We start from the raw sequence: 21,460 nt of genomic DNA, 5'->3' as shown, positions 1-21,460 counted from the left end.
CTTATTAATGACTTATCGACACTACAGTATATGACCTTTCCTCTTTAGAATAAAAATATAAATAAAATTTCTAAAAGAGGTGAAAAAAATGAATGCTAAAATCTATTGCAACTTACAACCTGTACACATCTTGAAGTAAATAATGCAGTTTTTTTTGATGAAGACGTAAATAAAGATACAACAATTAAACTTACTGATGAGTAGAAAGGAATGAACAGTGGGAATTAAAAAATAAATAATATTCGAATTTTCTTTTTCAAGAAATGGCGCTTTAGTGGAATAAGGATTTTAAAAAATAATCAATATCCATCACATTACATAAGAACAAGTCTGGATCAATCATATATTTGGATTGTATCGAGCAGAAAGGAATCAGATGAAAAACATAAAGAAATTAATAAAATATATTGGGGTCATTATTATAATAGTACTAATCATAGCACTTTTTTTCCCTACTTGGACTTCGCATATAAAAGGTGATAACAGTATAAGTGCATTAGAACAAGTAGAGATAAATGGAAGTAGTCATGAAATTATGATACGTGGCAAAGATAAGGTTAATCCTGTTATTATTTTTGTACATGGAGGACCTGGATGTTCGGAAATACCATATGCAGAAAAATACCAAGACTTACTGGAAACTAAATTTACGGTTGTTAATTACGATCAACGAGCAAGTGGAAAATCCTATCATTTTTTTGAGGACTATTCTAATCTTTCCCCAGACTTACTGGTGGATGACTTATTGGCTTTGACGGATTATATATCAGAACGGCTCGGCAAAGAAAAAGTAATATTAATTGGTCATTCTTATGGTACATATATTGGCACGCAAGCTGCCCATAAAGCTCCTGAAAAGTATGAAGCATATATTGGTATTGGACAGATGAGTAATCAAGTAGAAAGCGAGATTGAAAGTTTGAACTACGTTATAAATCAGGCTCGAAAAGCTGGCAATACGGATGATGTTTTATATTTACAAGGGTTAACTGAAAAAATTAAAAAGGGCGGCATGTTTACCCCACGAAATTCTGTTACGAAATATGACGGAAGTGTAAGACTCATCGATAACCCCGATGGAGATAACTTAGGTATATTACTCAGTAGCGAGTATAACTTATTAGATCTAATAGGTTATAACCGTGGGGTGTCCTATTCTCAAAAGGTTTTGAGTGAGGGTGTATTAAAAAATCCATTACCAACTATCGTAACGAAACTTGAATTACCGTTTTATTTTGTTATGGGTAAATATGATTATATGACTACATCAAATGAAGCAAAAAAATATTTTGATATGATTGAATTTAATAAAAAAGAATTTATTGCTTTTGAGCAATCAGCCCATTATCCACAATTTGAAGAGAAGGAAAAATTTTATGAATGGATGTGCGATACATTTTTAAAATAAATAGGGTAGTTTTTTCTTACCTTGAAAGAGAGATTGTGAAGAATTGTACTTAAGCTAACGGGGCAGCATCAATACCTTGTCCAGAACCGTAACTGCATTATCAGGGCTCAAGCGGAAAAATTAAAATGCAGCCAGCTCTAAGTTAGAGCAAGGCAAGAAAATTTTAGAAACTATTTTCCCAGATAGAAAAGTAATTACTATAAATAATAAATAAAGGCTGTTTTCTCCAAGATTGTTGCTTCTCGTTTGGCTAGCTTCTTCAACTAAAGCACTACACTACATTGAAGAAGCTTCTCACACCACTCATAAATCCCTTTATTTTACCATTTGTGTTAAAATAACGCTGGGAAGGAGGGGTGTTTTTGAAAAAGCTAATTGGATTAATTTCTATTCTATTCGCTGGTATCACATTATCCGGATGTTCAGATATAATAGAAGATCCCGATGTTGAAATTGCTATTAAAGGAGAAACTGGAAACGGAAGTATTGAATTATTAACATCAAAGATTACAACAAAAGATAATCAATTAGAATTTATGACTGAGGGAATTGATGAAAATAAAGTAACCTTTATTAATGTTGCTAATAAAACAGTATTTGAACAAAAAATAAAAAATGACGAATCCTACAAACTTAACATTATGGATATCAAAGATGCTCATAGGACGGACTACAAGCCCAAGGTTCAACTTTGGCAAACTGTAGATGATACTGAAGATGGAGATATAGTAATCTTTAAACAAGTTAGATATACAGTTGAAAAAGATTAATTTTATTGTTATTTAATTTCAATTTGATGAAAAAAACAAACCCAAAAACTATCTTGTTCAACTAAAATGATTAGTTAGTTGAATAGCAACAGTTTTTACGAAAACAGCACTTAATATTTTAAGTGGTGGTATTCACTGTTTTACAAAGAATATTGCAAATTCAAATAGTAAATAGGTCTTTTAAGCAAGAGATTTTGTGGGGGCATTATCTGCGGATGTTCTAAATAGAATCATCGTGGAACGAAAAGGATAGATGGAGCACATTCTAACGCTGCTCATCTATCCTTCTTTTTTTTATGTTTAATAATGTGTGATATTTTAAAAAATCCATAGTTATCAAGGGTTCTATATTTCTAAATATTTAATAAAACTTTTGATTTTTGGTTTTATATTTACTTTTGATATTTACTTGACATAAATATCATTAAAATGCTCCTGTAGGTAAAAGTGTCATCATATTTATGTGATTTATATGCGGTTTAACACCAGTCTTAAAGTGGAAATCCATGATTTTAAATAAATGCCTATATTATACTATTATTGGGCATTTTGATATACTATTATTAATGGAAAGTAGAGTGTGATATCTATTAAGGAGGATTTTTGAAATGGGGAAATTTAGATTGAAATTTGTTAAGCCTGTCGCTTCGTTAGTAATTGGAGCTGCAGTTCTAACAGGGTCATTTGCAGTAACTGAAGCTACAAATACAGCTTTTGCTAAATCTGAAACTGTAACAGTTACAAAAGGTAAATTAGTTTCAGTGAAGACGGGTAAAGCTATAAAAGGCTATAAATCTTTCAAAAGTGTACTATATAAAGACGGCAACAAATTTACGGGCCTTTACAAAAAAACGTATTACAAAGCAGGGGCAAAAGGAACAGGTATCTATAAAAAAGTCTATTACAATGCTGGTAAAAAAGGAAATGGTTTGTTTGGCACGGGGTCAGTGAAAAAATGGTATCAAGACGGTAAAGAATTAACGGGTATTGAAAGCACTTCTGGAAAATTGTACATAAAAGGAACGGTAGCAAATGGTGTATTCCTTTATCAAGGTACAAAAAAACTATATAAAAACGGGTTTGTCGTTTCAACTACAGTTAATGCAGTGAAAGTAATCAATAACACTACGGTTGAGGTCACATTTGAAAATGCACAAAAGGCTAGCGAAATTACAACTGGGCGTTTTGTGATCGAAGGTTTAATCGTTACAAATGCTGCAGTTAAGGCAACTGATGATAAAGTTGTCGTATTAACAACTTCCGCACAACAAGCTGGGAGAAAGTATACTGTAGAACTTGATGGTGTTAAGCAACCAGAATTTGTAGCGATTTCTGCCGTAATACCAACGAAGGTTTCGCAAAAAAATACTTCTATTCAAGGCATTTTAGGTTCGCAAGTGACTCTTGAAGCACAAGTAGAGGTTAATCAGAATCAGGCAAAATCATATATTCCAGTAACGTTCACTATAGGGAATTCAGCGGATGCAAGTAAAAAAAACACCGTTGAAGTACTGACAGACGAATATGGTGTAGCCAAGTATAGTTACATACAACATGTCTTTACTCAAGATTCTGTATATGCATATCCATCGATAAACCCTGGACTTAAATCATCCGAAACAAGAGTATATTGGGGCGACTCAGAACGTTTAAGAATTACAGATGTTACGAAGGAATCGACTGTAGCAAACAATTCTAAAAAAGTCTATAAAGTTAACGTCAATCCAGTAGATGTATCTAGTGATACAAAAGGTAAATACGTCAACGTAACGTTTGCTGAAAATCTAGATGTCACATCAGATAAGATTAATCGCAAAGCACAGATACTAGAAAGTAATAAGACAACACCTTATCAGACTGCAACTACTCAAGCAGGAGCAAGAGTATATGTTAATGATAGAGGTGAAGGTACTTTTACAATAACAGGTGCTAGTACATCTGTAACGCCAATCGTATTTGCTAATGGCAATGATTCAAGCGAAAGACTAGATGCAACAGAACTACAGGCAAAAGGGTCAACAGTTAAGTTTGAAATTAAGCACGCAATGGCTTTAACTGTTGAAGCGCTAGGGACAGAGAAAGCGTCTAACGTTTCTACTGCGAAAAATGTCGTAGTAGGGAACACATACGGAGCGAACTTTGGCGGTCGCCAATATGTAGCAACGCTAACGGACTTAGCTGGCAATAAAGCACCTGCTAAACTTCCTGTCAAAGTAGCTTTAAAAGGTGATACAGAAACAGCGTATATTTTCCAAGATAACAAACTAATCACTCCTGATAGATATGGAAATTATACATTAGTGACTGATAAAAAAGGCACAGTACCATTTACAATAATCAATAGAAAAATAGACTCTTATATTATTCCGACAGTGTTTATCGATAACGTTTCTAATACGGGAACTGGCCAACTAGATGATGGCGATTTACAACAAACGGCTACAATTACTTACTTTAACGAAGCAATAGTGAGTATTGCTAGTATGAAGTTCGTTAACGCAAGCGGTGAGGATGTAACAACAGTTGCAGCGGATATGCCTGTGACGGTAACCTACCAAACCGTAGATCAAAATGGCTTACCATATGCACCTAAAGTTGGTGGTACAGTTACGTTTGATTTTAATACTGTATTCGCTACGGTTATGTTATCAAACGGTATAAATAAAGTGATTGTGCCTGGAAGCCTGGATAACACTCAAATAGTACCGATTGGGAATAATGGAACCATTTCATTTACCCTTAAATCAAACCTTGCAGATGTAGTGAATATCGAAGCAACTTCTTCTGATAGTTTCATCGTACCTGCTACGGCTACTTTAAATGTGAAAGCTCAGGCAACTGCATTTGAAAAAGCGAATAGTGTAACAGACGTCGATGAAATCCTTGCTGCATTATATGAAATGGATAATTTAAAAGGTAAGTTAAATTCATTGTCAGTAGTGAATAGAACAGCAGTTGCAAAATATGTGTTAGAGAAACGCCCAGCAGGAGCAGGTTATGCTAATCAAGCGGATTTAGAAAAAGAATTCAATGTAAAATACAATGAATTAAGATAATCATTCACCTACAACAAGCCCTCCAAACTTAGATTAGGAGGGCTTTGTTTTTAAGTAATTTAATTCAAAATAAAACAACAACATTCCTCCTACGACATATAGCAAAACTAAAATTCTACATATAATTAATGGTTAATTTTTCCTATTTATGATAAATTAAGAGAAAGAAATAAAATTTCTTAAAAGGGGATGGGAGAAGTGAAGTACTACTATCAAGGGGAAGAAATAATCGACTTTAGTGAAATAACCGTGCATATTATTGAGGCAGATCGAAATGAGCAGAGAATGATATATTTAGTTCGAAAATTATTTCAATTCCCGGTAATATTTATTGTTGATGACACTATGAAGACCAATTCTACTTTTGATATGGAAACTACTGAAACGAGACTTCAAAGAAAAGACTTACATAAGCATATGAAAGAATGGAAAGGATTTAAAACACACCACCATTTTATTACAAGACGAAGATCAAACGAAAAGTAGTACAATTATGCAATTTATATAGATGGAAATGATAAGTTTATTATTAAAATTGTACATTTACTAATACATAAAATAACTGTTGGAAGAATCTTGATGCTATGTCATTAGTGAAAAAGAATGAAAAAACAATAGAATTATTAAAAAGTGAACCTCCTCAAGCTCTCTAGGAGGTTTTTTGCTTTTTAAGTTAATATTTATTGTTGATGGAAAGTGGTAAAAATACATACATCAGTTTGGAAAAAACAACCGATTATTTCTCTCATAACTTCACTTAGGTTGAGGTTTTTTGTTATGTATAATGGTGCTCTTTCTTTATTAATTCGAATGTAAATTTGAGTTCATTATTCGAAGAGTAACAATAGTCAGGTCATATTCATAAAATATGACTAAAGAAATAGCTAGATGAATATTTCCATACAGCTATTTCACCATTAGCGAGTACAATTTAGGAGTGTGTGTATGACAGCAATAACCGGGAAACAGTATATTGACCGAATTAACAAGCTGAAAACGAATGTTTGGATTGATGGTAAGCAAGTAACAGGTAATATTTCTGAGCACCCTGCATTCACAGGAATCATGAAAAGCCAGGCGTTGCTATACGAGATGCAACATGATGCTTCAGTAAAAGATATCCTCACGTATCCATCACCAACTACTGGAAATTCAGTAGGTATATCTTATTTACAACCTCAGTCGAAAGAAGATTTAGCAAAAAGACGAGAAATGATTCAGCAATGGGCTAGATCAAATAATGGAATGATGGGCAGAAGTCCAGATTATATGAATACAACGTTAATGGCATTTGCATCATCGGCTAAATTTTTAGAAGGAAAAGATAATTGTTTTCCTGAAAATCTATTAGCTTTTTATGAATATGCACGAGAAAATGATATATCGATGACACACACATTTGTGGATCCCCAAGTAAATAGAGGTCAATATTATTTGGAGTCTACAGAAGAGCCTATTGCTGCAAAAGTAATGGAAAGTAACGATGAAGGCATTATTGTAAAAGGTGCGAGATTACTAGCAACACAAGGTGGCATTACTGACGAATTATTAGTCATGTCAGCTGCTGGAATATTGGAGGAGGAAAAGGGATTTGCCTTTTCGATACCAAGTAACACTAAAGGATTGAAATTTCTATGCAGAGAGTCATTTGTTGGAGGAGACTCAACATTTAACTACCCATTAAGTTCTCGTTACGATGAAATGGATACTATTGTGGTATTTGATAATGTATTGGTCCCATGGGAGCGCGTATTTTATTATAACAATTTAGGTGTATCCAATAGCTTTATGATGGCTAGTTCTTTTCAACCTTTCGCATTGCATCAAGTAGCTTGTAGACAGATTGTAAAAACTGAATTTGTTTTAGGTGTAGTACAGTCTATCATTGAAACGATTAATATTGGCGAATACCTTCATGTACAAGAAAAGGCTTCTGAAATTATTGTTGCATTGGAAACAATGAAAGCATTGGTTATGAAATCAGAAGCAGAAGCTAAGTTGGATGAATTCGGTGTTATGAGACCAGATCGTACAACATTACAAATTTCAATAAATGTATTTCCTAAGGTATATCCTAGGTTTGCTGAAATTATTCAGATTTTGGGAGCAAGCGGGTTAATGTCAATCCCCACTGAAAATGCATTCCAATCGAATATGAGAAAAGACCTGGATCAATATTTACAATCTAAAGCAGACACTGCAGAAGATCGCGTTAAAATATTCCGTCTAGCTTGGGATATGACTATGAGCGCTTTCGGCACACGCCAAACGCTTTATGAAAGACTGTTCTTTGGCGATCCCGTTAGACTTTCTAGTCAGTTGTACTTCACGTATAATAAGGATCCATACGTCCAAAGAGTGCAGGATGTACTGAGTTCTGATATCACTCAGCTAAAAAATATTTAATGTTCTAAAAGTCCCGATAGCAATAACGAAAATCTTCTTATCATTCGATAAGGGGATTTTTTTGCGTCATAATTCAACTCATTTAGAGGATACTAAAAGTAAATTAACTCGAAAAAAAATTAACGAAAAGAGGGGAGTGGTTTTATGAATCAATATCTGTCCAAAGGTAAAAGAGTGATGTTCCAGTACATAGTTATGCTCATCATTCTAACCTTAATAGGTTGCTCCTCTTACCACACGAAAACTGCTGCAAGTAGTGAGACAACACTTTTAGATATGACAATTTTTAAAATCGGTAAAGCTGACAGTATGCTTCTAATGTCGGGTGGCAAAACAATATTGGTTGATACTGGAGAAGACAAGCATGCCAAAAAGATTGTCACTTATTTAGAAAAGCATAATATAGAAAAAATTGACTACTTGATTTTAACCCATTTCGATAAGGATCATGTTGGTGGAGCAGATACTATTATAAATAGTGTGGACGTCCAGCAAATTATTACACCAAAGTATAAGCGTAGCAGTATACAATATCTAGAGTACAGATATGCGATTACAGCAAATCACATCGCCCCCAAAGCATTGACCCAAATTTATTCCTTTACTGCAGGTACTGCTGAATTCACAGTATACCCACCACAAAAAAGTAAATACAAAGAAGAAAATGATTATTCACTTGTAGTAAGTGTACAACACGGAAACAATAGCTTTTTATTAACAGCAGATGCAGAAGAAGAACGCATGAATGAAATAATGAAACATAGCGTTGTTAAGCATACATTCTTAAAAGTCCCACACCATGGGAAATTTGAAGAGAATACATTGGAATTTTACGAAAAGGTAAACCCTCTTTTTGCAGTTATTACCAGCGCAAGAAAAGCTGGTAAAGCAGTTAAGGCCTTGGAGGAATTGGGAACAAAAGTTTTTGTCACGAGAAATGGAACTGTATATGTGAAGAGTGATGGTAATTCGATTAGTATGCAGCAATAGTTATTGGTAAATAAACCCTGAACTCTTCGGAGTTCAGGGTTTATTTTTTACTAGTTTGAATATATTTATCAAAGGGAATAATAAGCATTGTGAAGTTGTTGAAAGGAGTGATTCAATGAATAAAAGACCTTGGATTATAACGCAGGAATGGCACGATGTATTATTTCTACATTGGTCAGTCTCAGCTGAAGATATACGGCAATACATCCCATCAGAACTAGAGCTGGATCTCATAAATAATAAAGCATGGATCAGTTTAGTGTTTTTTCAAGTAAAAGAGAATCGCCCAAGATTTATACCATCCTTACCCGGTATCAGTTCCTTTCTAGAATTAAATGCCCGCACATATGTTACTTATAAAGAAAAGGCTGGTATTTACTTTTTAAGCATAGATGCCAATAATCAACTAATCGCAAAACTGTTGAATTTTAAAAACTTTATGCCTTTACGACAAGCTAATGTTACATTGAAAAAAAGTGATAATATAATCACTTTTTATAGTAGAAGTAAAAAATTAGAAACGAATTACGAAACTCTTATAGCTTCATATGAACCAATTTCTGGACCAATTGAACGTAGTCAATTAGAATGTTGGCTAACCGAACGTTACCATTGCTGGACAAAAATAAACGGGCAGTTAATCAGACTCGATAATGAACACTCTCCATGGACATTGCAAAATGCCGAATGCACCATCCATGCAAATTCAATCGCTTCTTATCTAAAATATGATGACAAAGAAAACTACCCAATCGCTCACTACTCTAAAATGAAAAAAACCTATCTTTACCCTCCAGTTAAAGAAATGTGAAATTCTATGCACGTCTTTAGGGGGAAACCTCTAAAGACGTGAATATTCTGCTAAATAACAATGGAGTGAGATAGCGCAACAATCCATCGGGTTAGTGCAACAATCAGTCGAGTTAGTACAACAATCAGTCGAGTTAGTACAACAATCAGTCGAGTTAGTACAACAATCAGTCGAGTTAGTACAACAATCAGCAGAGTTAGTGCAACAATCAACAGAGTTAATGCAAGAATCGGCAGAGTTAGTGCAACAATCAACAGAGTTAATGCAACAATTCCCAAAGTTAGCGCAACAAACAAAATTCCCTTCACCCAATCCTCAAATTGCGGCCAGAATTGGTGAGTTTCCAATAAAAACAAGTTTTCCACATACGCGAGATGTCTCAAAATAAAATAAATCAATAAAATAGGACGTGAATATTCTGCTAAATAACAAAGGAGTGAGATAGCGCAACAATCCATCGGGTTAGTGCAACAATCGGCAGAGTTAGCGCAACAATCAACGCACATAGTGCAACAATCCCCAAAGTTAGCGCAACAATCAAAATTCCCTTCACCCGATCCTCAAATTGCGACCAGAATTGGTGAGTTTCCAATAAAAACAAGTTTTCCATACGCGAGATGTCTCAAAATAAAATAAATCAATAAAATAGGACGTGAATATTCTGCTAAATAACAAAGAGATGAGTTAGCGCAACAATCCATCGGGTTAGCGCAACAATCCCCAAAGTTAGGGCAACAAACAAAATATCTATTGAAATATTTTCCATATCATGATAGATTCTATCTAACTATAGTTGAAAGGGAGTGAATTTTCATCAATATTACTAGACCTATTCCAATACAAATTCAAGCACTCAATCGGCTTCTTCACCGAGTACCGAACTCACATCATCAAGCTATCAATGGCATACGGCAAGACATTGAACGTATTCTAGCAGGCTATAAAGGTGAATTGCGCGTCGACCATTTCATTCAAGAAACTCACTTTAAATTGCCAAATATCTATTTTCCCAACGTTGAATTACAAGTATCTAAATTTCGTTTTGTACAAATCGACTCACTTATTATCACACCTAGCTATATTTGTATATTTGAAGTGAAAAACATGCGAGGTGTATTACGATTTCACGAAAATCCTTATCAATTAGTTCAGATAGTAGAAGGTGAAAAACGAATATACGAATGCCCCCAAACTCAAATTATTCGTGCAGTAAGTAGCCTGAAATATTGGCTCCAAAATAATAAGTATGAAATGCCAATTTACTATAAAATTGTTATGCCAAACACCAACACATTTATAAGAAAACGCCCTAAGAAAGTGCAATTACTGTTCAACAAAGAAATCCCCATTTTTTTAGAACAGCTCAATACTCTCCCACACAAACTCAACGACGAAGAATTTCATTTGCTTTGCAATCAACTAAAGTCGCACATCAAGCCGTATAATCCCTTTCCCTTATGCTACAAATACAACCTACAACCCGAAAATTTATATTCTGGTATGATTTGCCCTTGTGGTACAACAATAGAGTATTCATCGAGAAGAGGGCAGCAATGCCCAAATTGTAAAACATCAAAGCAAGTCATTCTAAAGCAAACTTTGCTCGATTGGTTTCAACTCTTTAAACCTACCATCACAAACAAAGAATGCAGAAACTTTCTACAAATAGAAGATAAGTTTACGATATCGAGACTCTTCAAAATGATGAATCTAACCCCTATCGGGAACACTAAATCTCGTGTCTATCATTATGATTACAATCAACCATTATTCAAAAAGTAAAACCAGCAAAAGCTGGTTTTTTTTGTCCAAAAACATTGGAAATGTCGTCCACTAAGGACGTGAATATTCTGCTAAATAACAATGGGGCAAGTTAGTGCAACAATCAATTGAGTTAACACGACAATCAATTGAGTTAGTGCAACAATCAATTAACTCAGCGCAACAATCCCCGAACTCAGTGCAACAATCAAATTTACATCAAGCTATCCTCATAATTCGGCCTTAATCTTTCTCCCAGGTTATTTCTCAACTGGCTGTGAAAGAACCACGGGTGATTTTCCCTTTATGAGATATAGGCAATATCCAATGACAGTCCCTACAATTGCAGGAATGATCCAACCTAATCCAAGCTCTGCAAATGGAAGGTGGCTCATATATTTATCAACTACACCAAACTTTAAGCCGAATGCTTTTAAACCATCATATAAAGCAACTATTCCAGTAAGCGACATTGCTGTAACGTAAACATAAGAAGAACCTTTAAATAGCGGATGGAATAGAGAAATCACGATCAATACAATTGTTAAAGAGTATGCAGCAATTAAAAAAGGAACACTTACCAATAAAATTGTATTTAGTCCGAAGTTAGCTAGTCCAAAACCAATCAATGAAAAGAATAAAGAGATTTTTTTATAACTAACTTTAGGTACTAATGTAGAAAAATAGTTTGCACAAGCAGATACTAATCCAACACATGTAGTGAAGCAAGCGAGTACGAAAATAATACCTAATAATAAGTTACCATATTGTCCGAATAATAAGTAGGAAGCAGATGAAAGAAGGGTGCTACCATTTTCAAATGTACCTGTTCCTGCCATTTTCACACCAATATAGCCGAGTGAACAATATACAACAGTTAGTAAAAATCCAGCTAAAAGCCCCGCTTTAAGCACCTCTCTTCGAAGCATCTTACCTTCCGTAGCACCTTGTTGCTTCAATGCGCTCAAAATAACAATACCAAATGCAAGAGCAGCAAGAGCATCCATTGTGTTATATCCTTCTAAAAAACCTTTTAGGAAAGGAGATTGAGCATACTCTGTTGTTGCAGGAGCTAATGCGCCATTTTGTAAGCGAACAAAACCTACTACAACTAAAACAATCATACTAATTAATAATAGTGGTGTAATGATTTTGCCCATTAAATCCATCATTTTACTTTGGTTTAAACTAACTAAAAATACTAAAAGGAAAAATAAAGCCGTAAAACCGATTAGAGCAAAAGTGGAATCAGATATAAAAGGCTTTAACCCCATCTCGAATGCCAGTGTTGCATTACGAGGGATAGCAAGAAATGGTCCTACTGATAAATATGCGGTGATTGTATAAACGATACCGAAGATAGGGTGGACACGACTTCCTAGTGTACGAACACCACCTTCAACAAATGATAAAGCTATTAATACAAGTAATGGTAGACCAACTGCAGTCACGATAAATCCAGTTATAGCGAGTGGAAAGTTTGTCCCTGCATTAGCACCTAAAGACGGTGGGAAAATAAGATTACCGGCTCCAAAGAACATTGAAAATAACATTAATCCAATAAACAAAGTTGTAGATTTTTTCATTTCATTCACTCCTTCAAAATAGTAATCCATATTCAGTGAAAATAGGCACAAAAAAAACTCGCCCCTATAAAAGGGACGAGATTACTCGCGATACCACCCTAATTCTGGAATTTTGTTGTTCACAAAAAGTCCAGCACTCAGCCACCGTACTAATATACGTGATCCCTTGGTAACGGAGGATTTGCCGGCAAAATTTACTTTAGGTTCAATTTTGCTTCTCAGAGATTACTTCAGAAATGGATTTAAACATCGACTTTCAGCATGCGTCGACTCTCTATGGATTAAGTGTCCATCCGTACTTATTCTCTTCAACGAATTTGGATATGTTTCATAGCTTATCAGCTAAAAAAACAATTGTCAATATAAAATGAAGAATTAGACAGTTCAGTTAATTGGATGCGTAAAATTGGAATTTAGTGCACGTATAAAATATAAACAGTATATTAGTTGTGGTAAATAGTATCCATTAAGTTCTAATATATTACATTTTATGGTTTAATAGTATGAATAGGGATGTTGATTATTGTGTAAAGAGGGTGGTAAGCAATGCGGAATCGCACGAAAAAGGAACAAAAAATGATAGATGAATTCATTGGACTATTACTACTTATAGCCGCAATATTAGGTTGGTTTTCTTCTAATACGTTGTGGGGCGTTTTTAAAGCAGTTGGATTATGTTTAATTGTGATTATAGTATTTTCAATTTGGAGATCTATTCGTTTTAATAAAAAGATGCAGCAATCTGGTATACAAGAAATCGATAAAATGACAGGTAGACAATTTGAGGAATATGTTGGAGCGATCTTTAAGAGTCAAGGTTATAAAGTATCCTATACTTCTACAACGGGAGACTATGGAGCCGATCTAATTTTAAAAAAAGATCAACAAGTTATTGTTGTGCAGGCAAAGCGTTATAAACAAGCAGTTGGAGTAAAAGCAGTTCAGGAGATTATCCCCGCCATTAAAATGTATAATGGAACAGTCGCTTGGGTAATTACAAATAGTACATATACGAAACAAGCCTTGATACTCGCGAAAAAAAATCATGTTCGGATGATACAACGAGACGAACTAATCAAGATGAGTTTAGATATGAAAAATAAAGAAGTAAAAGTAGGGCTAAAGACAGAGTAACTTTATTGATATAGACTGAAGAATTAGATTTCGTATCACCATAAATTAGTGGCAAAACTGATATTCAATAAAACAATTTATAATGTGAAAACACCTTCGATGATATTATTTTGCGTATAATCATAAAAGGTGTTTTTATTTGTAAATATGAAATAAAATAGTATTTTTTTGCTTTATACGAGGTATTAAAAATCATTAAATGAAGATAAAAGATACGAGTTTTTTATCTCTTAATAAAAACTCGACGTATAAACTATCATACGTCGAGCATAAAAAATCTAGAGTTTCTTCCTATATAATAGGAGATGAAATTATAGAGTTTCTGAAGTTGTTTTTGCTTGCATATGAAGCTGTAAATAATCAGGGCCACCAGCTTTAGAATCTGTACCTGACATGTTAAAACCACCGAATGGTTGGTATCCTACGATAGCACCAGTACAGCCACGGTTAAAGTATAAGTTACCTACATGGAAACGTTGACGTGCATATTCGATATTTGCGCGATTTTTTGAAATAACAGCACCAGTTAAACCATATTCAGTACTATTAGCAATTGCGATCGCTTCTTCGAAATTAGAAGCTTTAGAAATAGCTACAACTGGTCCGAAGATTTCTTCTTTCATAATACGTGCTTCAGGAGATACATCTGCAAATACTGTTGGTTGAACGAAATAGCCTTCTGATTGGTCAGCAGTACCGCCAGCGATTAAGCGACCTTCTTCTTTACCAATTTCGATGTAGCTAGTAATTTTATTGAATGCAGCTTCATCAATAACTGGTCCAGTATAGTTAGTAGGATCTTCTGGATTACCTACTTGTAATGCTCTAGTTAATTCTTCTACACGTGCAACTACTTCATCATAAACTTCAGCCACAATTACTACACGTGAACATGCTGAACATTTTTGACCACTAAAGCCGAATGCAGATTTAACGATAGATTGAGCAGCTAGTTCTAAATCAGCCTCTTTATCTACTACAATCGTATCTTTACCACCCATTTCAGCGATAACACGTTTAATCCAAATTTGACCTTCATTTACAACAGAAGCGCGTTGATTAATACGAAGACCAACATCACGAGAACCAGTAAAGCTGATGAAACGAGTATGCTTGTGATCTACTAAGTAATCGCCAACTTCAGCGCCTGAACCAGGGATGTAGTTAACAACACCTGCTGGAAGTCCAGCTTCTTCTAATACTTCAATGAATTTATAAGCAACAACAGGTGTAGTCGAAGCAGGTTTTAACAGTACTGTGTTACCGGTTACAACTGCTGCTACAGTAGTACCAGCCATGATTGCAAATGGGAAGTTCCAAGGAGAGATGATAACACCAACACCTAATGGGATATAGTCATAGCGGTTAAATTCGCCTACGCGACTTTCAACAGGTTGACCATCTTTAATCGCTAACATTTGGCGACCATAATACTCAAGGAAATCAATTGCTTCAGCAGTATCAGCATCAGCTTCATTCCATGGTTTACCAGCTTCGAATGTTAACCAAGCAGAAAATTCATGTTTGCGTCGGCGAATGATTGCCGCTGCTTTAAATAAAATATCTGCTCTTACTTCAGCCGGAGTATATTTCCATTCTCCAAAAGCGGTATGTGCAGCTTGCATAGCTTTTTCAGCTAATTCTTGGCTTGCTTTTGATACAACACCTACTAATTCTGTTTTTTTAGCAGGATTGTAAGACGAGATCTTTTCCTCAGTTGTTACTTTTTCGCCGTTTATGATTAAAGGATATTCTTGTCCTAATTGTTCTTTTACTTGTTTTAATGCAACTTGATATGCATCTGCATGCTCTTTCGAAGTGAAATCAGTAAATGGTTCATGTTTGTATGGAATCATTAATTTTTTTCCCCCTAAGTTCTAAGGTGCAAAATGAGTTTGCACTTTTCTGAAAAGTATATATATAATAATGCAATATCATTTGGCATATTACAATAAAAATATTCTAAAAATTATAAAAAAGTTAAAGGGGCAGCTAAAATTGGAACTAGATGGTCTACTTCAAGTGTATAAATTTATTACGGAAATGAGTGATATCGGTATTAGTGCAATTGATGCAAACGGAATGCCGGTTATTTATAATAAAAAAATGAAAGAGCTTGAGGGCATAACAGCAGAAGAGGTTAAAAAACGCACGGCATGGGAAATTATTAATTTTGAAGCTAAAGAGAGTTTATTGCTTCAAGTGTTACATAAAGGGCAACCGATTCGAAATCATAAAAAAACATTTTGGAATCGAAAAGGGCAGGAAATCACGACCATCAATAATATTTTGCCAATTGAAAAAGAGGGACGAATTCTAGGGGCAGTGGAATTTGCACGCGATATATCTACACAAGAGTTTATGATGTATCAGCCACTTCGCCGTTATGGGCAACCATTAACGTTTGAAACAATCACAGCTGTTTCAGCATCGATGAAGAATGTTATTTCAACAGCAAAATTAGCTGCGACTAGTCGTATTTCGGTCATGCTCATAGGGGAGTCAGGTACAGGGAAGGATATGATTGCTGAAGGAATCCACCACTCACTTTTGATACCCAACGAACAATTTATAACACTCATTTGTAGAAGAGACGAAGAAGCAGTAATTACACAGTTAGAAAAATATATAACTGAAAACAATAATATTACATTCTTCGGTGAACGTATTGAGTATTTATCGATGTCTGCACAGGAAAGAATCGTAGAATTGTTAAAAATCCATGAAACAAAAAATCACGTCTTTATCGCGAGTATTGGAGGAGATCCAATTGAGCTAATAAGTGATGGGAAGCTATCAAAAAGTCTATACTTTTTCTTTTCATCACTTACAATCCGTGTTCCCTCAATCAGAGAACGGAAAGAAGACATTATGCCTTTCGTGAATGACTACTTTTCAAGGCATCGACAAGACTTCGGTTCCTTTGTGAAAGGCCTTGAGGAAGAAGTTGAAGAAATCTTTTTATCTTATGATTGGCCAGGTAATTTAAAAGAATTAGAAGTGTTATTAGACGAAATAGCATCTCTTATCACTACGGAAGAGAGTATTACTTATGAGATGTTACCAGCTTATTTTCGCTGGAAGGTTCAAGATATTCACCGTCTGGAAAATAATGCACAAAGTGAATTGTTTATCGTGCAAACAGTCAAAGATCTCCGTCCACTCGACCAATATATTCGTGAAGTAGAAGACTATTACGTGGTTAAGGCACTAGAATTCTTTGGTGGCAATGTTTCAAAAACAGCGAAAGAGCTAGGATTGAAAAGACAAAGTTTACAATATCGTATGAAGCGAATGAAAGATACTGAAGAGAAGAAATAAAAAAATCCCGCCTTTTGAGCGGGTTTTTTTTATTTGCGTTTTGATAGACGACCAACAATGAATGCTGATGCAGCTAAGCCAATCGCAGTGTTAGTTTTTTTGTTGAAAACTTGTTTTGTAACGAGTGATAAGTTTTGAGGACGCTCTGCTAATCGACGCATGAAGTATCCATACCAATCACTTCCAAATGGTACATAAGTACAGAAGTTATAACCTTCTTTTGCTAACTGAAGTTGCATATCTTTACGGAAACCATAAAGCATTTGGAACTCAAATTTATCATTCGGAATATTATTTGTTTTAACAAATTGTTTTACATGGTTAATGACACGGTGATCGTGTGTTGCGATTGAAGTAAATTTACCATTCAGTAAGTGATACTCGATTAATTTAATATATTTTGCATCAATCTCTGCTTTATCTTGATAAGCGATATTTGCTGGTTCTTTATAAGCACCTTTTACGATACGCAAACGATAGTTTTTATATTTTTCGATATTTTCATCAGACTCATGGAAGTATGCTTGAATAACGGTACCGATATTTTGATGCTCAGAATTTAGTTGCTCCATCAACTCAAAAGAAGGGTGTAAACGATCATAATTCTCCATGTCAAAGTTAACGAAAATATCGAATTGATCAGCTAGGGCAACAATTTCTTTTAAATTTTCATAACAGAAGTCGATATCAATATCTAACCCCAATTGTGAAGGTTTTAAAGAGATATGAGCATCTACTTTATGATCATGAATAGCTTGAATTAATTCTAAAATTTGATTTTTAGCAGCAGTAGCTTCGGATTTTTCAAAAACAAATTCACCTAAGTTATCAACTGTACATGCAATACCATGCTTATTTAATTCTTTAATACTATCAATCGTTTCTTGAATATTAGTACCGGCTACAACACTTTGTGCCCCCATCTTTAAACCGTATCTTTGAGCAGCTGCATTTAGTGTGCGATTTTCCGATAAATACATAAAAAAGTCTCTTAATATCATAAAAAATCTCTCCCCATCATTTGTGAACTAAATTCCAAGCGATTATATCACAAAATTTAAAATTGCAAGAGTTTTCTTTTAAAATAAATTTTTAGAAAAATGTATACTTTAGATTAAATTTCCAGTTAAAGATAGCTAGGAAGCACCAGTTTTAGGTAGAAAAATACAGTCATAATAAGAGTTTTATGAAACGAACAAATAGAAAAATGAATGATGGTATCAAAAGAGGTTTATTTACAGCGTAAATAAAATATTAATATAATAATTGTGGGTAATGAATTATGTAGGATCACAAAATAGTTGGAATAGTAATGATGTGTTTGAATATAACAGTAATACCCCAAAAAAAGAAGCATATCTGTATTGGTTTCCCATGTTTAGTTGCTTATTTATAAGCTATTTTACATAATAAAATTGTGAAAAACGTTGGATTATGAATGTTCTTATATGAGTATAAAATAAGGGGAGAGAAACTGAATTAGAGATAGTTGGAAGAGTTATAAGTGAAAAAGTACTTCGTTCAAAGTTATTTAAAAATAGTTAAAAATGAAGGGCACATTAGTATATCTAGCTAATGTTTGTTAATGGTTCTATTAGAGAAGGTCAAGGCGGAACTTACATGCTTGTTGTTAAAATGGATTGCCAGAGTGATAGGAAAACACCACTCTGGCAATTATAAATTCTTTATTACTAAATCTATTATTTTCTAGATATCTTTATCAAGGTTATAAAATCATTGTACTTTTCATTGGTGTATAAAATTCATCAGTTGAAATCACTATCATCAACTTATAATAATACTTTCAAATCTTACAAAAGATTTAGAGACATCGGTTATGAGTTTCCGTACAATCAGCAGATAAACTATCAATTAATAAATGGTGATATGGTGCGTATTATTAAAATATTTTAAAGTTGAAATACATGACAATGTATCGGATATCTAATTCACGTTGGTGTTCAAACGAAGAAATAAATAGCTGCTTATATTTGAAATGCCTATCATTAACAAGAAAAGCTAATTCCTCATTTTTTTAAAATGCTGAATCAGTTTAACATGGGATTTTCTTAATTAGAGAGCGGCGTATAATTTCAGTTTTTAATAGGTAAATAAAATCTGGATTTAACATGCTATTAGTTGCCGTGACGTAAGCTTTAATCAATAAATCGTCCGATAATTTACTCACGAATTAGTTCACCTCCGTATTTTTGTGAGTGGAGTTCTAAATCTAAACAAGATGTAATATATTGATAGTTAACTTTGCTATAAATAATGTAGCAAATTGCTTGGATCAAGACAACCACTCCTTTATCCACAGACTTTCGTGGATAATTTGTGATTAACTTATGGATATATTGGAAGAATATAGAGGTAACAGTGTGTGTAATGTGTATAAAGTTATCCACAGTTCTATATACCCTTAAATTTTGTCGAAACATTTTTTTGAATTATCAGCTTTTCGTTGGTATTTCGAGTTGAATTGACATCATAAATGGTATTCTTTTTCATAAAAATAGAGATATTAAACATTCATAAATCAGCGCGGGAGCTAGAATCCACTAATATTAAGACGTGAATATTCTGTTAATAATTAATTTGAAAGGTTAATACAATAATTAGTCACTGTATTACAAAAATTATCAATACCAACGGAGCAATTATTACAAACTCCACAACAATCACCGTTTTTAGCTCAATAACCCTACAGTTCCCTTTCTTCAAAACTAAATAACCTGGATTTTCGTGAAATTATGTCGATTATAGTTTTATATGTAATTATGGGCAAAAGAGTCCTTGTTTAGTTATTCTCTTAATCAAAATAATGATCAGGTTTTCCGAAGCTTACCGCTCGCTTTCCGCGGGCGAGAGTCGAGTCGCTTCTTCGCTACGCTCCTGCAGGGTCTCGTCTGTCTCGCTTTCCCGCAGGAGTCGAGCGGACGCTTCTCCAAACCAATAAAGTGCTACCTGCTTCTAATTTTCTACCTCATTCATTTTAATAGATGTTAGGCTGTAGACAAATTGCGAAGAAATTCCGGTTTATCTACAGTCTTTTTAATTTGTATACAGGATAGATCAGGTTTTCCGAAGCTTACCGCTCGCTTTCCGCGGGCGAGCGCCGAGCCGCTTCGTCGCTGCGCTCCTGCAGGGTCTCGTCTGTCTCGCTTTCCCGCAGGAGTCGAGCGGACGCTTCTCCAAACCAATAAAATGCTACCTTCTACTAATTTTCTATATCCTCATTCATTTTAATAGATGTTAGGTTGTAGACAAATTGCGAAGAAATTCAGGTTTATCTACAGTCTTTTTATTTGTATACAAGAGAAATCAGGTTTTCCGAAGCTTACCACACGCTTTCCGCGGGCGAGCGCCGAGCCGCTTCGTCGCTGCGCTCCTGCAGGGTCTCGTCTGTCTCGCTTTTCCCGCAGGAGTCGAGCGGACGCTTCTCCAGACTAATAAAATGCTACCTTCTACTAATTTTCTATATCCTCATTCATTTTAATAGATGTTAGGCTGTAGACAAATTGCGAAGAAATTCAGGTTTATCTACAGTGTCTTTTTATTTGTATACAGGATAAATCAGGTTTCCGAAGCTTACCACTCGCTTTCCGCGGGCGAGAGCCGAGCCGCTTCGTCGCTACGTTCCTGCAGGGTCTCGTCTGTCTCGCTAATCCCGCAGGAGTCGAGCGGACGCTTCTCCAAATCAATAAAATGCTACCTTCTACTTTTCTATTGACTCATTTATTTTATTAATTGAAAGTAATAATAATCTTGAGTTGATGGAAAATAACGGGGTAAACAAAAATCATGAAATTGGAGTGAGTTCAATCAGTTGCCTTTTGACTTCAATCTCCTAATCAAAAAAACTAGGAGATTTTTTGATTGTATTTCGCTTTAATCAAGTTTTTATAAAACCTTCATAAAATTATTAGTTCAGTGGAAGAATTAGATTATTTTTTTTCTTTTCTTTTCTATAACCTTGAAAGAGTTATTATGTCGTTTTAAACCTTCCTAGTTAACGAATCAAGAATGTGTGTTGAAAAGCTTCTCAATACAATTTGTTACTATTAGGATATAAGTCCTTTAAATAGAAATGGTAGAATCAATATTTTAGATTTTAATAAAAATGAGAAGGAGTATATTAAGAGCTTGTAAATGATAATCTAAACCTCATATTTTAAAGGTTTTATGTAAAAAGTTGGTATCATGAAAAGGTAGGA

The 21,460-nt window shown here is 34.4% G+C and carries 16 protein-coding genes and 1 other annotated feature; of the genes, 12 read left to right on the top strand and 4 right to left on the bottom strand.

Features of this window, described 5'->3' with window-relative positions:
- The first annotated feature begins 376 nt into the window (after nt 1–376).
- From ACZLO7_RS19635 to ACZLO7_RS19590, 10 genes are all read left to right on the top strand, one after another.
- Complete coding sequence (locus ACZLO7_RS19635) at nt 377–1,408, top strand: alpha/beta fold hydrolase (RefSeq protein ID WP_464939557.1); 1,032 nt, start codon at nt 377–379, stop codon at nt 1,406–1,408.
- 362 nt (nt 1,409–1,770) lie between these two features.
- Nucleotides 1,771–2,178, top strand: a complete 408-nt coding sequence (locus tag ACZLO7_RS19630) for a hypothetical protein (protein ID WP_464939558.1) — start codon at nt 1,771–1,773, stop codon at nt 2,176–2,178.
- A 608-nt stretch (nt 2,179–2,786) separates the two neighbouring features.
- Entirely contained in the window at nt 2,787–5,234 is a 2,448-nt protein-coding gene (locus ACZLO7_RS19625; RefSeq protein ID WP_464939559.1) for a hypothetical protein, read from the top strand.
- 198 nt (nt 5,235–5,432) lie between these two features.
- Nucleotides 5,433–5,720 carry a hypothetical protein gene (locus ACZLO7_RS19620; RefSeq protein ID WP_464939560.1) on the top strand — a complete coding sequence of 96 codons (288 nt, stop codon included), beginning with the start codon at nt 5,433–5,435 and terminating at the stop codon, nt 5,718–5,720.
- Nucleotides 5,721–6,179: 459 nt separating this feature from the next.
- Nucleotides 6,180–7,640 carry a 4-hydroxyphenylacetate 3-monooxygenase, oxygenase component gene (gene hpaB / locus ACZLO7_RS19615; protein ID WP_464939561.1) on the top strand — a complete coding sequence of 487 codons (1,461 nt, stop codon included), beginning with the start codon at nt 6,180–6,182 and terminating at the stop codon, nt 7,638–7,640.
- Nucleotides 7,641–7,784: 144 nt separating this feature from the next.
- Nucleotides 7,785–8,630, top strand: coding sequence for a ComEC/Rec2 family competence protein (locus ACZLO7_RS19610; RefSeq protein WP_464939562.1), 846 nt, complete (start codon nt 7,785–7,787; stop codon nt 8,628–8,630).
- Between the two features lie 115 nt (nt 8,631–8,745).
- A complete protein-coding gene (locus ACZLO7_RS19605) occupies nt 8,746–9,441 on the top strand; it encodes a YqjF family protein (RefSeq protein WP_464939563.1) in 696 nt (231 codons plus the stop codon).
- Between the two features lie 94 nt (nt 9,442–9,535).
- The gene (locus tag ACZLO7_RS19600) at nt 9,536–9,829 is read left to right on the top strand and encodes a hypothetical protein (RefSeq protein ID WP_464939564.1); all 294 of its coding nucleotides are present in this window, start codon (nt 9,536–9,538) and stop codon (nt 9,827–9,829) included.
- Between the two features lie 419 nt (nt 9,830–10,248).
- Nucleotides 10,249–11,223, top strand: a complete 975-nt coding sequence (locus tag ACZLO7_RS19595) for a nuclease-related domain-containing protein (RefSeq protein WP_511261424.1) — start codon at nt 10,249–10,251, stop codon at nt 11,221–11,223.
- A gap of 94 nt (nt 11,224–11,317) precedes the next feature.
- Nucleotides 11,318–11,449: a hypothetical protein gene (locus ACZLO7_RS19590; protein ID WP_464939565.1), complete on the top strand. Its 132-nt coding sequence runs from the start codon at nt 11,318–11,320 to the stop codon at nt 11,447–11,449.
- 13 nt (nt 11,450–11,462) lie between these two features.
- On the opposite strand, the gene brnQ is transcribed toward ACZLO7_RS19590, so the two are convergent.
- Nucleotides 11,463–12,788 carry a branched-chain amino acid transport system II carrier protein gene (gene brnQ / locus ACZLO7_RS19585; RefSeq protein WP_464939567.1) on the bottom strand — a complete coding sequence of 442 codons (1,326 nt, stop codon included), beginning with the start codon at nt 12,786–12,788 and terminating at the stop codon, nt 11,463–11,465.
- Between the two features lie 68 nt (nt 12,789–12,856).
- Nucleotides 12,857–13,109, bottom strand: a binding site (T-box leader).
- A 225-nt stretch (nt 13,110–13,334) separates the two neighbouring features.
- On the opposite strand from brnQ, the gene ACZLO7_RS19580 reads away from it, so the two are divergent.
- The gene (locus ACZLO7_RS19580; protein ID WP_464939568.1) at nt 13,335–13,922 is read left to right on the top strand and encodes a restriction endonuclease; all 588 of its coding nucleotides are present in this window, start codon (nt 13,335–13,337) and stop codon (nt 13,920–13,922) included.
- A gap of 311 nt (nt 13,923–14,233) precedes the next feature.
- On the opposite strand, the gene pruA is transcribed toward ACZLO7_RS19580, so the two are convergent.
- Nucleotides 14,234–15,778 carry an L-glutamate gamma-semialdehyde dehydrogenase gene (gene pruA / locus ACZLO7_RS19575; RefSeq protein WP_464939569.1) on the bottom strand — a complete coding sequence of 515 codons (1,545 nt, stop codon included), beginning with the start codon at nt 15,776–15,778 and terminating at the stop codon, nt 14,234–14,236.
- 142 nt (nt 15,779–15,920) lie between these two features.
- Between pruA and ACZLO7_RS19570 the strand changes: the two genes are divergently transcribed.
- Entirely contained in the window at nt 15,921–17,243 is a 1,323-nt protein-coding gene (locus ACZLO7_RS19570) for an AAA-type ATPase lid domain-containing protein (protein WP_464939570.1), read from the top strand.
- Nucleotides 17,244–17,272: 29 nt separating this feature from the next.
- Here the strand turns inward: ACZLO7_RS19570 and ACZLO7_RS19565 are convergent, their stop codons facing one another.
- Both ACZLO7_RS19565 and ACZLO7_RS19560 read right to left on the bottom strand, forming a co-directional pair.
- Nucleotides 17,273–18,244 carry a proline dehydrogenase family protein gene (locus ACZLO7_RS19565; protein ID WP_464939571.1) on the bottom strand — a complete coding sequence of 324 codons (972 nt, stop codon included), beginning with the start codon at nt 18,242–18,244 and terminating at the stop codon, nt 17,273–17,275.
- A gap of 1,052 nt (nt 18,245–19,296) precedes the next feature.
- Nucleotides 19,297–19,431, bottom strand: coding sequence for a sporulation histidine kinase inhibitor Sda (locus ACZLO7_RS19560; RefSeq protein WP_464939572.1), 135 nt, complete (start codon nt 19,429–19,431; stop codon nt 19,297–19,299).
- Nucleotides 19,432–21,460 lie beyond the last annotated feature (2,029 nt).

The organism is Viridibacillus sp. d25.2, assembly GCF_055456015.2.
The sequence above is the reverse complement of the archived record's forward strand: the minus strand, read 5'-3'. Positions and strand labels throughout refer to the sequence as shown.

Excerpts from the sequence above, each read along its gene's own strand:
- ACZLO7_RS19605 (WP_464939563.1), top strand. The coding sequence starts at position 8,746 with ATGAATAAAAGACCTTGGATTATAACGCAGGAATGGCACGATGTATTA.
- pruA (WP_464939569.1), bottom strand. The coding sequence starts at position 15,778 with ATGATTCCATACAAACATGAACCATTTACTGATTTCACTTCGAAAGAG.
- ACZLO7_RS19565 (WP_464939571.1), bottom strand. The coding sequence starts at position 18,244 with ATGATATTAAGAGACTTTTTTATGTATTTATCGGAAAATCGCACACTA.
- ACZLO7_RS19580 (WP_464939568.1), top strand. The coding sequence starts at position 13,335 with ATGCGGAATCGCACGAAAAAGGAACAAAAAATGATAGATGAATTCATT.
- ACZLO7_RS19625 (WP_464939559.1), top strand. The coding sequence starts at position 2,787 with ATGGGGAAATTTAGATTGAAATTTGTTAAGCCTGTCGCTTCGTTAGTA.
- hpaB (WP_464939561.1), top strand. The coding sequence starts at position 6,180 with ATGACAGCAATAACCGGGAAACAGTATATTGACCGAATTAACAAGCTG.
- ACZLO7_RS19610 (WP_464939562.1), top strand. The coding sequence starts at position 7,785 with ATGAATCAATATCTGTCCAAAGGTAAAAGAGTGATGTTCCAGTACATA.
- brnQ (WP_464939567.1), bottom strand. The coding sequence starts at position 12,788 with ATGAAAAAATCTACAACTTTGTTTATTGGATTAATGTTATTTTCAATG.
- ACZLO7_RS19635 (WP_464939557.1), top strand. The coding sequence starts at position 377 with ATGAAAAACATAAAGAAATTAATAAAATATATTGGGGTCATTATTATA.